The sequence below is a fragment of the Aminobacter sp. P9b genome, from assembly GCF_045345995.1.
In the GTDB taxonomy this organism is placed as follows: Bacteria; Pseudomonadota; Alphaproteobacteria; order Rhizobiales; family Rhizobiaceae; genus Aminobacter; species Aminobacter niigataensis.
This window is the reverse complement of record NZ_CP150082.1, coordinates 3,590,781-3,604,412: the sequence shown is the minus strand read 5'-3', so window position 1 is coordinate 3,604,412 and position 13,632 is coordinate 3,590,781. Positions and strand designations below refer to the sequence as shown.

General features: G+C 63.7%; 17 protein-coding genes. 6 read left to right on the top strand and 11 right to left on the bottom strand.

Annotated elements, in window-relative coordinates; all coding sequences use genetic code 11:
* Positions 1 to 2: 2 nt before the first annotated feature.
* Entirely contained in the window at positions 3 to 998 is a 996-nt protein-coding gene (dusA, locus tag WHT83_RS17760; protein WP_406871900.1) for a tRNA dihydrouridine(20/20a) synthase DusA, read from the top strand.
* Between the two features lie 11 nt (positions 999 to 1,009).
* On the opposite strand, the gene WHT83_RS17755 is transcribed toward dusA, so the two are convergent.
* Both WHT83_RS17755 and WHT83_RS17750 read right to left on the bottom strand, forming a co-directional pair.
* Positions 1,010 to 1,711 carry a TIGR02281 family clan AA aspartic protease gene (locus WHT83_RS17755; RefSeq protein WP_406871899.1) on the bottom strand — a complete coding sequence of 234 codons (702 nt, stop codon included), beginning with the start codon at positions 1,709 to 1,711 and terminating at the stop codon, positions 1,010 to 1,012.
* Positions 1,712 to 1,725: 14 nt separating this feature from the next.
* On the bottom strand, positions 1,726 to 1,956 hold the full coding sequence (locus WHT83_RS17750) for a DUF1289 domain-containing protein (protein WP_108607894.1): 231 nt from the start codon (positions 1,954 to 1,956) through the stop codon (positions 1,726 to 1,728).
* A gap of 227 nt (positions 1,957 to 2,183) precedes the next feature.
* Here WHT83_RS17750 and WHT83_RS17745 point away from each other — a divergent pair, with 227 nt between their 5' ends.
* Positions 2,184 to 3,179: a nicotinate-nucleotide--dimethylbenzimidazole phosphoribosyltransferase gene (locus WHT83_RS17745; protein ID WP_406871898.1), complete on the top strand. Its 996-nt coding sequence runs from the start codon at positions 2,184 to 2,186 to the stop codon at positions 3,177 to 3,179.
* Here the strand turns inward: WHT83_RS17745 and WHT83_RS17740 are convergent, their stop codons facing one another.
* Positions 3,180 to 4,700 carry a sensor histidine kinase gene (locus tag WHT83_RS17740; RefSeq protein WP_406871897.1) on the bottom strand — a complete coding sequence of 507 codons (1,521 nt, stop codon included), beginning with the start codon at positions 4,698 to 4,700 and terminating at the stop codon, positions 3,180 to 3,182.
* A gap of 76 nt (positions 4,701 to 4,776) precedes the next feature.
* On the opposite strand from WHT83_RS17740, the gene WHT83_RS17735 reads away from it, so the two are divergent.
* From WHT83_RS17735 to WHT83_RS17720, 4 genes are all read left to right on the top strand, one after another.
* A complete protein-coding gene (locus WHT83_RS17735; RefSeq protein WP_406871896.1) occupies positions 4,777 to 5,394 on the top strand; it encodes a thermonuclease family protein in 618 nt (205 codons plus the stop codon).
* Positions 5,395 to 5,441: 47 nt separating this feature from the next.
* Positions 5,442 to 6,053 carry a glutathione S-transferase gene (locus WHT83_RS17730; protein ID WP_406874004.1) on the top strand — a complete coding sequence of 204 codons (612 nt, stop codon included), beginning with the start codon at positions 5,442 to 5,444 and terminating at the stop codon, positions 6,051 to 6,053.
* Between the two features lie 2 nt (positions 6,054 to 6,055).
* Positions 6,056 to 6,682, top strand: coding sequence for a uracil-DNA glycosylase family protein (locus tag WHT83_RS17725; RefSeq protein WP_406871895.1), 627 nt, complete (start codon positions 6,056 to 6,058; stop codon positions 6,680 to 6,682).
* 99 nt (positions 6,683 to 6,781) lie between these two features.
* On the top strand, positions 6,782 to 7,273 hold the full coding sequence (locus WHT83_RS17720; protein ID WP_108607898.1) for an Lrp/AsnC family transcriptional regulator: 492 nt from the start codon (positions 6,782 to 6,784) through the stop codon (positions 7,271 to 7,273).
* Here WHT83_RS17720 and WHT83_RS17715 read toward each other — a convergent pair whose 3' ends face one another.
* The 8 genes from WHT83_RS17715 to WHT83_RS17680 all read right to left on the bottom strand — a co-directional run bounded on the left by WHT83_RS17715 (position 7,274) and on the right by WHT83_RS17680 (position 13,621).
* Positions 7,274 to 7,975, bottom strand: coding sequence for a DNA alkylation repair protein (locus tag WHT83_RS17715; protein ID WP_406871894.1), 702 nt, complete (start codon positions 7,973 to 7,975; stop codon positions 7,274 to 7,276). It abuts the gene before it with no gap.
* Between the two features lie 9 nt (positions 7,976 to 7,984).
* Complete coding sequence (locus tag WHT83_RS17710; protein WP_406871893.1) at positions 7,985 to 8,854, bottom strand: NAD(P)-dependent oxidoreductase; 870 nt, start codon at positions 8,852 to 8,854, stop codon at positions 7,985 to 7,987.
* 103 nt (positions 8,855 to 8,957) lie between these two features.
* Entirely contained in the window at positions 8,958 to 9,788 is an 831-nt protein-coding gene (locus WHT83_RS17705; RefSeq protein WP_406871892.1) for an ABC transporter permease, read from the bottom strand.
* On the bottom strand, positions 9,785 to 10,498 hold the full coding sequence (locus WHT83_RS17700; RefSeq protein WP_108607902.1) for an ABC transporter permease: 714 nt from the start codon (positions 10,496 to 10,498) through the stop codon (positions 9,785 to 9,787). Before WHT83_RS17700 ends, WHT83_RS17705 begins: the two co-directional genes overlap by 4 nt.
* A 127-nt stretch (positions 10,499 to 10,625) precedes the next feature.
* Entirely contained in the window at positions 10,626 to 11,405 is a 780-nt protein-coding gene (locus WHT83_RS17695; protein WP_318761511.1) for an ABC transporter substrate-binding protein, read from the bottom strand.
* A gap of 161 nt (positions 11,406 to 11,566) precedes the next feature.
* Positions 11,567 to 12,079: a molybdopterin-guanine dinucleotide biosynthesis protein B gene (gene mobB / locus WHT83_RS17690; protein WP_318761512.1), complete on the bottom strand. Its 513-nt coding sequence runs from the start codon at positions 12,077 to 12,079 to the stop codon at positions 11,567 to 11,569.
* Positions 12,079 to 12,696: a molybdenum cofactor guanylyltransferase MobA gene (mobA, locus tag WHT83_RS17685; protein ID WP_406871891.1), complete on the bottom strand. Its 618-nt coding sequence runs from the start codon at positions 12,694 to 12,696 to the stop codon at positions 12,079 to 12,081. The genes mobB and mobA overlap by 1 nt, the downstream gene beginning before the upstream one ends.
* Before the next feature lie 4 nt (positions 12,697 to 12,700).
* The gene (locus tag WHT83_RS17680; protein ID WP_406871890.1) at positions 12,701 to 13,621 is read right to left on the bottom strand and encodes a DMT family transporter; all 921 of its coding nucleotides are present in this window, start codon (positions 13,619 to 13,621) and stop codon (positions 12,701 to 12,703) included.
* Between the last annotated feature and the right edge of the window lie 11 nt (positions 13,622 to 13,632).

Genomic DNA, 13,632 nt, shown 5'->3' with positions numbered 1-13,632 from the left:
AAATGATGGAATATCAAGAACATAGACTGGCCATTGCGCCCATGATGGACTGGACTGACAGGTGCTGCCGATACTTTCACCGGCAAATCACCCGGGACGCCCTGCTGTACACCGAGATGGTGGTGGCCGATGCCGTGATCCACGGCGCGCGCGAGCGGCTTTTGGGTTTCGATGAATGTGAGCATCCCGTAGCCCTGCAACTTGGCGGTTCCGACCCGGCGAAACTCGCCGAGGCGGCGCGTATCGGCGAAGCGTTCGGCTATGACGAGATCAACCTCAATGTCGGTTGCCCCTCCGACCGGGTGCAGTCAGGCACCTTTGGCGCCTGCCTGATGAAGACGCCGGGGCTCGTTGCCAAAGGCGTCGCGGCGATGAAGGGTGCGGTCAAGATTCCGGTCACGGTAAAATGCCGCATCGGCGTCGACGACCAGGATCCCGAGCCGGCCCTGGACACGCTCGCCGACGATGTGTTTGCCGCCGGTGCGGATGCGTTGTGGGTGCACGCGCGCAAGGCCTGGCTTGAAGGGCTCAGCCCCAAGGAAAACCGCGACATCCCACCGCTCGACTACGGTCGCGTCTATCGGCTCAAGGCCAGAATGCCTCACCGATTCATAGGCATAAACGGCGGCATTCAGACGCTCGATGAAACCCGAACGCACCTCGATCATGTCGATGGCGTCATGCTCGGCCGCGCTGCCTACCACACGCCGAGCGTTCTGGCTGGTGTCGACGCAATGCTACGCGGCGAGGCTGCCGAAGACTTCGATTTCGCAGCCCTTGTCGACACCATGGCCGACTATGCCGCCCGCCATATTGCCGCCGGCGGCCGGCTCGGCCATGTCACGCGCCATATGGTCGGGCTGTTCCACGGCCTTGCCGGCGCACGGCGCTTCCGCCAGATCCTGTCGACGGACGCAACCAGGCCCGGTGCCGGTCCCGAGGTGTTGCGACAAGCGTTTGCGGCGGTCGAGCTCAATCGCGCAAGCGAGGCGGCGTAGCGCGTGAGGCCTCAGTCGCGGAGGACCATCCGGTCGCCGCGCACGTCGAAACCCGACAGCGAGCCGATGAAATTCATGCCCAGCAAGCTCTGCTCAAGGCCCTGATCGGCGACGAGCATGGGCATGTTCTTGCGCTCGATCGTGCCGAGTTGGATGCTGCCGGCGGTAATGCGGGCGGCATGGGCGACGCCGTTGGCGGTCGACACGGGAACTGAAAAGTTCAGGCTCTCGGGATCGAAACCCGCGCGCCGAGCGTCGGCCACGGTGAGCACGGTGCTGGTGGCGCCGGTGTCGACCATCGCCTGAATGGTCGCGCCGTTGATCTGCAGGCGTGCGCCGAAATGCCCGTTCGGCAGCTTGTCGAGCGTCACCGTCGCGCGACCGTCGCCGTCCAGCGCCGACATCGGGCTGCCCGGCACCAGGCCTGCCGTCACGCGACTGGCAATATCCTGCAGCTCGTAGCGATACTGATAGCCGGCGACCAGCACGAGCACGATCACCACCCACAGCGCCAGGCTTCTCAGCGTATCGCCCAGCCGTGTTCCCCGAGCCAGGACGCCGGCCCCGATGACCATGACGAGCGCGCCGAGATAGATCAGCTGGCCAAAGCTGTCATTGTCGAGGCCAAGGGTCTGGCCGGACGAGTCGTTGAACAGCAAAAGCAGCAATCCGCCGCCGAGCACCGCAATGGCAATCCAGTAAAGCCGGCTCATGTCTTGTGCGATCCTCAGACGGCGCCGCGTTCGCGGGCCATGCGCGTGCGACGGGTTTCCCGGCGCGGCTTGCGCTCGACGGTCTCAAGCCGGGCGGGAAGCGCGGCCATCACGGCGCGGCGCGTTTCCGGCGTCATGTCGAGCCAGGCGCCGATCTCTTCGCGCGTGCGTCCGCAACCGAAGCAGTAGCCGGTGACCATGTCGATGGAGCAGACGAGGATGCAGGGCGATTCGATGGCCATCATGGAATCCGGTGGCAGTAGCGCAGACTATGCCGGGTGCCGTAGGCCACCGCAACATGCAAGCTGCCGCCACCAGATGGTGCAACCGCCAAGGGAATGCAAGTCCGACGGCCAGCGCAGGGTGGCATCCTGTCCATGGTGCAGGCCTGCCGGACGCCATGCCGCGATTGTTTTCGTTGCGCGAGGGGGCTATTGCGCAGGCGACCATTTCGAACGGCAGGCCCGCTATCATGACCACCGCTTCCCCATTTGACGATTTCCGCAACTTGTTTGCCCATCTGCCTGAAGGCGACGTGGCTCAAGCCGGCAAGGTGTGGGCACTGTTTGCCAAGGCCGACAAGCCGAAAGGCTCGCTCGGGCGCATCGAGGATATTGCTGCCTGGCTGGCGCGCTGGACCGGCCGCGCGCCGCCCACGGTGCTCAAGCCCCTTGTTGCCATCTTTGCCGGCAACCATGGCGTGGTTGCCCAGGGTGTTTCGCCACGGCCCATGGAAGCGACGGCCCAGCGCGTCGAGCTCTGCGCTGCCGGTGGGGCGGCGATCAACCAGATCTGCGTCGCCCATGATCTCGGGCTCAAGGTGTTCGACTTGGCGCTGCACCTGCCGACGGCAGACATTTCAGTCGAACCGGCGCTCGACGAGCGTGGATGTGCCGCCACCATGGCGTTCGGCATGGAAGCGATCGCGGGTGGCACCGACCTGTTCTGCATCGGCGATCTCGGCGTTGCCAACACGACGGTGGCAGCCGCACTTTCGGCGGCGCTGTTTGGTGGCAAGGGCGCCGACTGGGTTGGATCTGGCTCCGGTGCCGATGCCGCGATGCAGGCACGCAAGGCCGCAGTGGTCGACCGTGCGCTGGCGCTGCATGGCGATCATCTCAAGGACCCGCTTGAGGTGCTGCGCCGTCTCGGCGGGCGCGAGTTTGCCGCGATCGCTGGCGCAATCCTTGCCGCACGCATGGAGAAAATCCCGGTGCTGCTCGATGGGTTCGCAACGTCTGCTGCTGCTGCCGTGCTTTACGCCGTCAATCCCTCGGCACTCGACCATTGCATGTTCTCGCATGTCTCGACCGAGCCGGGCCATGCCCGCCTGCTGGCGAAGCTCGGCGCGAGGCCCTTGCTGGGCCTGGGCATCGACCATGGCGAGGCTGTAGGGGCGGGCCTTGCCGCCGGTCTGGTCAAGACGGCAGCACAGATCAGCTCCGGTATGGCTGCGGCCGTCAAATAGCTAGCGGCTACCGGCAGCACTGCGCGGCTGCAACGTGGTGGGCAGGCCGTCGATCACCCGCGCTGCCGGGAAGATGGCGATCGCCTCCGTGCCCTCGCGCAGCTTCGAACGCAGATCGAACTCGCCGCCATGGAGCGCGAGCAGTCCCTGCACGATCGGCAGGCCAAGGCCGGTGCCCTGTTCCGCGCTCTTGATGGCGATCGAGCCCTGGCCGAACGCCGACAGCACGACCGGGATCTCCTCGGCAGGAATGCCTGGGCCGTTGTCCTTGACGGAGATGTATTGGCCACCGCCGGCGGTCCAGCCCACCCTGACGCGAATGTCGCTGCCGGTTGGCGAGAACTTGATGGCATTGGACAGAAGGTTGAGCGTGATCTGGCGGATGGCGCGCTCGTCACCGAGCAGGCGCGGCAGCGCGGGCTCGAATTGCTCGATGATCCGCAAATCCTTGTTGCGCGCCTTGAGTTCCATCATGTGGCAGCAGTCCTCGACGATCGAGAGCAACTGCTGGGGTTCTTCGTTGAGCTGGTAGCGGCCGGCCTCGATGCGCGACAGGTCGAGGATCTCGTTGATGAGATCGAGCAGGTGCTGGCCGGAATCGTGGATGTCGCGGGAGTATTCGCGATAGGTCGGGCTGTTGATCGGGCCCAGGACCTCGCCGGCCATGACCTCGGAAAAGCCGAGGATGGCGTTGAGCGGCGTGCGCAGTTCGTGGCTCATCGTGGCGAGAAAGCGCGACTTGGCAAGGTTGGCGTCTTCGGCACGGCGACGCGCCTCGTCGGACATCGCCTTTGCCGTCTCCAGTTCGGCGATGAGCGCGTCCATTTCCGAGCGGAACGACATCAGCATCAGCGCCGACCGGTTCATGATCTTGGCGACATAGGAAAAGAAGGGCAGGGCAGCGACCAGCAGTACCGCCATGATCGCGCCGAGCGGCTCGGTCAGCTTGACACCGAAGGCGGCATAGGCCGCTACAGGTACGACGAACGTCACTGCCAGTGCGCCGCGCAGCGACGACGCAACGATTGCGGTCACGGCCATGGCGACAAGCAGGAAGACGCCCTTGACGATCGCGAGCAGGTTGGGGTCGCAGGCAGCGCACGATATCGCCGCCAGATAGGCCCAGGCCAGGCCGGTGACGAAATGGCCGACGAGGAAATTACGGCGGATTGCCGACGGGGTCATCGCGGCTGCTGTCGCCTCATCGGCACGGCGGGCAAGAATGGCCAGGCCGATGTAGCCGAGGACGGCAACCAGAGCCCATGTCAGGATGCCGGAATCGGCGCCAATCATCATTCCGCAGCCGGCAATAACGACAACCAGCAGCGGTAGCGTGGCAGAATTGGCGACGATCGAATTGGCGTGGAGCTTCAGTAGTTCGCGGTCGAAGACCAGTCCGCCGGGCTGCTGTGACAGGCGATCGCGTGTCTTGCGCACAGCACGCGCGACATCGCTGTTGCGATGGCGTTTCCTGCGGTCCACAATGATCTTGTCCGCCGTGTTAGAGCGTTGCAACGGCATGTGATATTTCGATTTTCGCGCGCGCCTAGATTACACCCGCACGCTACGTCCGAATGATTAAGGGATTGTTTGCCATATGAGCCGTTCGTGGTCGGGCAGGCCGCGGCAGCGGTATTTCAGGCGTCCGCGCAGCCGCTGGCGCAAGCTCGCCGACTATGCGCTCGCAGCCTTGGTGATGGGACTTCTGCTTCTTGTCTCGGCGCGGCTCGATCGGTTCGAAACGCGCACGACCCAGGGCGCTGCGGTCATCAACGATGGCGATTCGATCACGCTTGGTAGCGAACGCATCCGCCTGCGCGGCATCGATGCGCCGGAATTCTCGCAGATATGCAGCAAGGATGGCGGCGAATATCCGTGCGGCCGGCGCTCGCGCGAAGCGTTGTCGAAACTCGTCGCAGGGCGCCAGGTGACCTGCGCCGGTTGGGAGCGGGATAAGTACGGACGGCTGCTGGGGGCGTGCAGCGTCGGCAACACCGAACTCAATCGCGCCCAGGTGGAAGCCGGATGGGCAATCGCCTATGGCGGCTACGAGGCCGAAGAAGCGGCGGCGCGCCGCGACCGCAAGGGGCTTTGGGCAGGCGAGTTCGACCGACCGCGCGACTGGCGCAGCATGCATGGCGACATGGTCGAGATCGAACACGACAGCTACGGACGCATCCTCAACTGGCTGCGTGAAATCTTTCGTTTCTCGTGACTTGAGGCCTATAGTTGCGGGGGCGCAGCAACTTGGAGGCAGAGCTGGTGAAGCTGTTTGATGGAGGGCGCGCGCCGAATCCGAGGCGCGTTCGCGTGTTTCTCGCGGAGAAGGGCATTGAGGTGCCCATGGTCAGCGTCGACATGGGCGCGATGGGGCACAAGAAGGAGGATGTTTCCTCGCGCAATCCGCTGCAGCGCCTACCTGTGCTCGAACTCGACGACGGCACCATCCTCACTGAATCGGTCGCGATCTGCCGCTACTTCGAAGAACTGAATCCAGAGCCTGCCCTGTTCGGCCGCGGCGCGGTGGGCAAGGCGCTGGTCGAGATGTGGCAACGGCGCATCGAGTTCAACCTGTTCCTTGCGGTGGGGTTTGCGTTCCGGCACATCCATCCGGCGATGAAGGAATGGGAGGTGCCGCAGGTTCCTGAATGGGGCGAGGCCAACAAGCCCAAGGTGCTTGCGTTCCTGGCCCTGCTCGACAAGGAACTCGCCGGGAGCGAATTCGCTGCCGGCGACGCCTATTCCATCGCCGACATCACCGGACTGATCGCCATCGATTTCATGAAGCCTGCACGGATCGTTATCCCGGATGAGCTTGCCAACGTCTGGCGCTGGTATCGGGCACTGGCAGCGCGGCCGAGCGCCGGCGCCTGATCATGTCGCTGGAACTCGACCGTCTCGTCACCGAGATCAAGGCCTGCCGCATCTGCGTCGAGCGTCCCTTGGGCAAGCCGATGCCGCACGAGCCGAGGCCGGTGGTGATGCCGTCTTCCACAGCACGGATACTCATCGCCGGCCAGGCGCCCGGCACCAAGGTGCACCTGAGCGGCGCCCCCTTCACCGACGCTTCCGGCGACAGGCTGCGGGAATGGCTGGGCGTAACATCCGAGACCTTCTACGATCCGAATGCCTTTGCCATCGTGCCGATGGGCTTTTGCTTTCCCGGCCAGGATGCCAAGGGCGGCGACCTGCCGCCGCGGCGGGAGTGTGCGCCGGCGTGGCGGACCCCGCTGATGGCGCTGATGCCGCAGGTCGACCTCGTTCTGGCTGTCGGTCAGTATGCGCAGCGATGGCACCTGGGGACCATGCGTGCCGGCACGCTGACCGAAACCGTGGCCGGTTGGCGAGGCATCTGGGAGCGTTCGTCAACGCCGCACTTGCTGCCCTTGCCGCATCCATCCTGGCGCACCTTCGCCTGGGCCAAGCGGAATCCCTGGTTCGAAATGGAATTGCTGCCTTTTCTCAAGGCAGAAATCCGAAATCGTCTTGGTCGGTCGAAATAGAAATCAATACCGAAGATGCAGGGTGCGCGGAGAATTCCTTTCTTGTATGATGGGGGAAATGACGGGATTATGGCGAACCTTTTCTAACGGAGCCCGCATATGGACCGCCTCGACAGGAAAATTCTTCGCCTCCTTCAGGAGGACGCGACACTGGCCGTCGCCGACGTCGCCAAGAAAGTCGGCCTGTCCACCACGCCGTGCTGGCGCCGCATCCAGAAGCTGGAGGAAGAGGGCGTCATCAAGCGCCGCGTGGCGCTGCTCGACCCCGAGAAGATCAATGCGCGCGTCACTGTTTTCGTGGCGATCCGGACCAATTCGCACAGCCACGAATGGCTGCGCCGCTTCTCCGAGGTGATCCAGGAATTCCCTGAAGTGATCGAGTTCTATCGCATGAGCGGCGACGTCGATTATCTTCTGCGGGTCGTCGTGCCCGACATCGCCGCCTATGACGCGTTCTACAAGAGGCTGATCGCCAAGATCGAGATCCGCGATGTGTCGTCTTCCTTTGCGATGGAGCAGATCAAGTATACGACCGAAATGCCACTCGACTACATGATGCTCGACAAGGAAAGCGGCGCGTCGGCCGCGTGATCAGCGCGCCTTCGCCTTCAATCGTTCGAGCGTCTTGGGATCGGTGAGTTCGCGTACTGCGTCCTTGCCGATCCATTGCGCCGACTTGGCGGATGACGCCGCCAGTTTTTCCGCCACTGCCAGTGCCGGGGCGTGGAGAGTGGGCGAGCGCTTGCCCACCTGCCTGAGCGCCCAATTGACCGCCTTCTTGACGAAATTCCTGCTGTCGCCGGCGTGCGCCTCGACCAGCCCGAGCCAGGCGACGAATGTGTCGTCGGGCTCCTTCTTCAGGTGCACGGCGGCCGTTGCAATGGTCGAGAAGGCGGTGCGGCGGACGAATTCGCGCTCATCGGCGGCATAGGCCGGGATGATTTCATGGGCCAGCCTAGCCCCACAAACGAGGTGGGCGGCATGGTCGACGATCTCCCAGCTGTCGAACTCCGCCGCCATGGCGTCGATCTGGGTCCGCTTCACCTGTGAAGGCTCGTCGGTCAGGATCGCCAGCAGGCGCGCCTCGCGGATATCAGTGGCCCATAGAGCCGCCGCGCGGACATGATCGCGCTTCACCTGCCTTGCGATCGGGTTGAGCACGGCATTCGGGATGCCGAGCGCCCGGTCGGTGGCAATGCCGAAGCGCGCCATGCCGGCCCGGTTCTCCTCGGAAGAGAGCGTGCGCAGATGCGCCACGACCTCATCGGCGGTCGATGCCGGCGACAGGGCCATCTTGCGGCACTATTTCTCGAGGCGGGCGAGCAGCGACGAGGTGTCCCAGCGCTTGCCACCCATTCCCTGCACGTCCTTGTAGAACTGGTCGACGAGGGCGGTCACCGGCAGCTTGGCGCCGTTGCGGTCGGCCTCCTCGAGGCAGATGCCGAGGTCCTTGCGCATCCAGTCGACGGCGAAGCCAAAATCGTAGTTGCCGGCATTCATGGTCTTGTGGCGGTTCTCCATCTGCCAGGAGCCGGCGGCACCCTTGGAGATGACATCGACCACCTTCTCGATGTCGAGGCCGGCCTTCTTGCCGAAATGGATGCCTTCGGCGAGACCCTGGACGAGGCCCGCGATACAGATCTGATTGATCATCTTGGTCAACTGGCCGGCTCCCGCCGTCCCCATCAGGCCGACCATGCGGGCGAAGGAATCGATGACCGGCCTGGCGCGGTCGAATGCGTCCTGTTCGCCGCCGACCATGACGGTAAGAATGCCGTTTTCGGCTCCGGCCTGGCCACCTGATACCGGCGCGTCGAGGAAATGGAAGCCGCCGGCCTTGGCCGCGGCATCGAGCTCGCGGGCGACTTCGGCCGAGGCGGTGGTGTTGTCGATGAACACGGCGCCCTTCTTCATCGACTGGAACGCACCCTGGGCGCCGATGGTGACCTCGCGCAGGTCATCGTCATTGCCGACGCAGGCGAAGACGAAATCTTTGCCGATGGCTGCTTCGGCCGGCGTCGGCGCAAAAGCACCGCCATGCTGGGTGGCCCACTTCTCGGCCTTCGCCAGCGTGCGGTTGTAGACGGTGACGTCATGCCCGCCCTTGTTCTTGAGATGGCCCGCCATGGGATAGCCCATAACTCCAAGACCAAGGAACGCGACCGATGCCATGGCTCACCCTTTCGAAGTGCAAATGTTCTGGTGCCCGTGGTCTATGCCATGGGACGAATTCGTCAAGACGATCGTGGTTGGGCCAGCAGCTTCGGCCGCCAGCTCAGCGATGCAGGTGACGGGTAATGCGCCGTTCGATCCAGTCCACCAGATGGCGCAAGGCCTCGACCAGCGACAGATAGAGCAGGGCGGCCCAGAGATAGGTCTGGAAGTCGAAGGTGCGCGAAAATGCGCGGCGGGTCTCGCCCATCAGATCGTAGACGGTGATGATGGCGACGATGGCAGAGCCCTTGATCATCAGGATGATTTCGTTGCCGTAAGGCCGCAGAGCAACAATCAGCGCCTGCGGCAGCACGATCTTATAGAGCGTCTGCAGCTTCGACAGGCCGAGGGCCGAAGCTGCCTCCCACTGGCCTTTTCCGACGCTTTCGATGGCGCCGCGCAGGATCTCGGCCTGGTAGGCCGCGGTATTGAGCGCGAAGGCGAAGACGGCGCAATACCAGGCCTCGCGGAAGAAGCTCCACAGGCCGACCGCCTCGAGTTGCGGCCGGAACGAGCCGAAGCCGTAATAGATCAGGAAGGTCTGCGCGAGCAGCGGCGTGCCGCGGAAGAAATAGACATAGCCGTAGGAAACTGCGTTCAGCACGCGGTTCTTCGACATGCGGGCGTAGCAGATCGGCAGGGACAGGATGGCGCCCAGCACGATGGAAACCGCGACGAGCGTCAGCGTGACGCGCAGGCCGGAAAGATAGGAGGGCGCGTATTTGGCGAAGAGGTCGGGATTCCATGCGCTGAACAGATAGGTGACAAGGCCTATGCCTAGCGCGGCCCAAAGGCCGACAAAGGCCCAGCCCATGATGCGTTCGCGCGACCAGCCGCGCGGCGGCGCCGGCGGGCGTTGGACCTTGACCGCCGTCTCGCTGGAGGCGCTCATCGCTGCGCCTCCCGCTTGCCGACCCAGCGTTCGATGGCGCCGATGCCGAAGGATGAGATGATGGCGAGCGCCAGGTAGATGAGGCAGGCGACGCCGAAGAACATGAAGGCGTGCTTGGTGACGCGGGCGGCGATGCTGCTCTGGCGCACGATGTCGGTCAGTCCTATCGCCGAGACGAGCGCCGTGTCCTTGAGCAGGATGAGCCAGAGATTGGACAGGCCGGGCAGGGCGATACGGACGAGTTGCGGCAGGATCACCAGCCGCATGGTCTGGCGCGACGACAGGCCGACGGAATAGCCGCCCTCATATTGGCCGCGGGGAATGGCGCGAAAGGCGGAGAGGAAAACCTCGCTGGCGTAGGACGAGAAGACCACGCCGAGCGCAAGCATTCCGGCAACGAAGCTGTTGATCTCGACGACGGCCTCGGGCCGCACCAGCCGCACCACCTGCTGGATGCCGATCTGGGCGCCATAGAAGACCAGGAACAGCGTCAGCAGTTCCGGCAGGCCGCGGAAGATCGTGGTGTAGATGTTGCCGGCGAGCCTCATGGACGCTTCGCTCGATTGCTTGGCGAGCGCCACCAGGAAGCCGATCAGAAGCCCGAGCGGCAGTGTGACCAAAGCGAGCGAAACAGTGACGAGCACGCCATAGGCAAGATCGTCACCCCACCCGTCGGGTCCGAAACTCAGAAGCGCCCAGACGCTTTGCATCGGTCGGCTGTCCCCTTTGGCCTCCGGTGGCCGGAGTGCCGCCGCCTTTGATGGCGGCTTGTTGTTATGTTAGCCAAACGGCGGGAACTTGTCCCGCCGCCTGTTCAGTTTTCAGGCCATCGACGGCTCAATCGCCATAAACGTCGAACTTGAAGTACTTGTCGTTGATTTCCTTGTACTTTCCGTTGGCGCGAATGGCCGCGATCGCTGCAGTGAACTGGTCGGCCAGCGCGGTATCGCCCTTGCGGACGCCGACGCCGGCGCCATCGCCGTGAATTTCAGGCATGTTCGGGATCGTACCGACGATCTTGCAGCAGGCGCCATCAGCCGTTTCCAGCCAGTTCCCCATGGTCACAGCGTCGTCGCTGACCGCATCGAGACGGCCATTGGCCATGTCGAGCTTGTACTCCTCGGCGGTCGGGTACGACTTGATCTCGCTGTCGGTGAAGACCTTCTCGGCGTAGTTGTAGTGGATGGTCGAGCCCTGGACGCCGATCGTCTTGCCGGCGAGGTCTTCCTTGGTCACGCCCTTGATGTCGCTGTCCTTGGCGGCGGCGATCACGGCAGGCGTGTTGATGTATTTCTTGGAGAAATCGATCTTCTCCTTGCGCTCAGGCGTGATCGACATCTGGGCGATGATGGCGTCGAACTTGCCGGCCTGGAGGGCAGGGATCATGCCGTCCCACTCTTGGGCGACGATCTCGCACTTGGCCTTCATCTCGTCGCAGAGCGCGTTGGCTATGTCGACATCGAAGCCGACGAGCTTACCGTCCGAGGTGAGGTTGTTGTAGGGAGGGTATGCGCCTTCGGTGGCAATCTTGATCGTCTTTTCCTGCGCCTGAGCCATGCCGATGGTCAGTGCAAGTGCAGCCGATGCTGCCAGGGCGATACGCATGGAAATACCCATAGTGTTCCTCTCTTTTTCGCTTTCGGCCGGTTCCTGTCCATTCGGCCGTTGAGCGGAAAATTTCCGCCGATGGGGCGGATACTCCCACTCTTTTCAGTTGAAAATCAATGGCAAAAAGGGTTGTTGCAGCACCGGTTGTGAACATCTCGGATGACGCTGCGTCAGTGTTTGGTAAGGCCCGATCTTGCTTCGACGAAGTCGGCGATCGACTTGATGTCGTCGATGCCGAACACCGGCACCTGTTCGCCCTCGACCGGATGATCCGAGGCTATGGCAACGATCGCGGGGTCCTTGGCGGTCAGCGGCGAGCGGTCCTTCGCCTCTAGTCGCCGCGCCTCGATCTTGAGATGGTTTTCGCGCTTGTAGCCCTCGATCAACACCAGGTCGCAAGGCCCTAGCCTCGCCAGAACCTCGTCGAGCGTGGGCTCGTCCTCGCCGCGCAACTCGTGCATCAAGGCCCAGCGTCGGCCTGATACGATGGCGACCTCCGTCGCGCCGGCCTCGCGATGGCGGAAGCTGTCGGCCCCGGGCTTGTCGATGTCGAAATCATGGTGCGCGTGCTTGATGGTCGAAACCTTCCAGCCGCGCCCGGCCAGTTCGCTCACCAGCCGCTCGGTCAAGGTCGTCTTACCGGAATTCTTCCATCCGGTGATGCCGAATACGCGATGCGCCATCAGTTGGCTCCGTCCAGAATCCGTTCGGCCTCGGTGAGGTCCTCAGGCGTATTGATGTTGAAGAACGGATCGACGGTCCTTGCGCCGAACTGCTCGTTTGGAAAATCCACCACTTGCAGGCCTGCCTGTTCGATGAACGTCATCACCCTGCGGGTATCGCCACTTTCCAGAAACGCCGCAAGCGCATCGCGCAGCGACAGTGGCCACAGCGCGAAAGTGGGGTGTACACGCCCGTTCGAGGCGGCCACAGCGCCTCGGCTTCCGCCGGATGCCAATTGCTTGGCAAGATCGGCTGGAAAAAATGGTGTATCGCCGGCAACGCTGAGGAGATGGCCAATGCCGGGTTTCTGCGCTGCCCATTCCATCCCTGCGAGAATTCCCGCCAAGGGGCCCTGATAGCCGGCGATCGTGTCGGCGATGATTTCGGCGCCGAAGCTGGTGAAGAGTGCGGGGTCGGCGTTGGTGTTGATGGCGATCGGAGCAGCCTGGGGCCGAAGACGATCGAGCACATGGCGGATCATCGGACGTCCGCCGAGCGGCAGCAGTGTCTTGTCGGTGCCGCCCATCCGGCTCGAACGGCCGCCGGCGAGGATGAGGCCTGCGATCTGCCCTGCCATGCTGTTAGATCCCGTCGGGCGCCATGGAGGCGCTGGTGCTCTCGGCGGCCGGCCGGCTGTGGCCGACGACGCGCTCGCGATAGAGCGAATAGAGGCCCGAGGCGACAATGACGGCCGCACCGGCCATCATCGCGAGATCGGGGATGTCGCCGAAGACCACGACGCTGAGCGTGATCGCCCAGATCAGCGCGGTGTAGCGGAACGGCGCGATGAAGGAGATCTCGCCTTCGCGCATGGCCATGATTACGAACTGGTAGCCGAACAGGACCAGGACTGCGGCGCCGGCGAGAAAGAGGACGAGCTCGAACGTCATCGGCACCCAGCCGCCGAAGGGCACGATCGTCAGCGCCCCGGTGACGGTGATGACAATGGTGGTGACCGTCGAGACGAACAGGGAGGGGACGTGATCGGGAATCTTGCGCGTCGCCAGGTCGCGCACCGCGCAGAAGGCGACCGAAAGCAGCGCTAGCAGCGAAAAGGCGTTGAAGCCGTCGAAGCCCGGTCGCACGATGATCAGCACGCCGCCGAAACCGGCGACGATGGCCAGCCAGCGGCGCCAGCCCACGCCTTCGCCGAGAAACAGTGCCGCTCCCATGGTGACCGCCAGCGGCAGCGCCTGGAGCACGGCCGAGATGTTGGACAGCGGCAGATGCGGCAGGGCCGCAAGGAAGCAGATGGTGCCGCCGACCTCGCCGACCAGGCGCAAGAACACCATCGGATGCCAAAACTGGCCCACCCCCTTCAAAGCGCCCTGCTGCCAGGCCAGCAGGCTGATCAGCGTCGTGGCGAACAGCCCGCGCACGAGCATGAGCTGGCCCGGATTGATCGTCTCGGCGGCGAGCTTGCTCAGCGTGTCGTTGAAGGTGAAGGCGGCCATTGCGACCACCATGAACATGGAGCCGCGGATATTCGAGGAAAGTGGCACTTGGGCTTTCC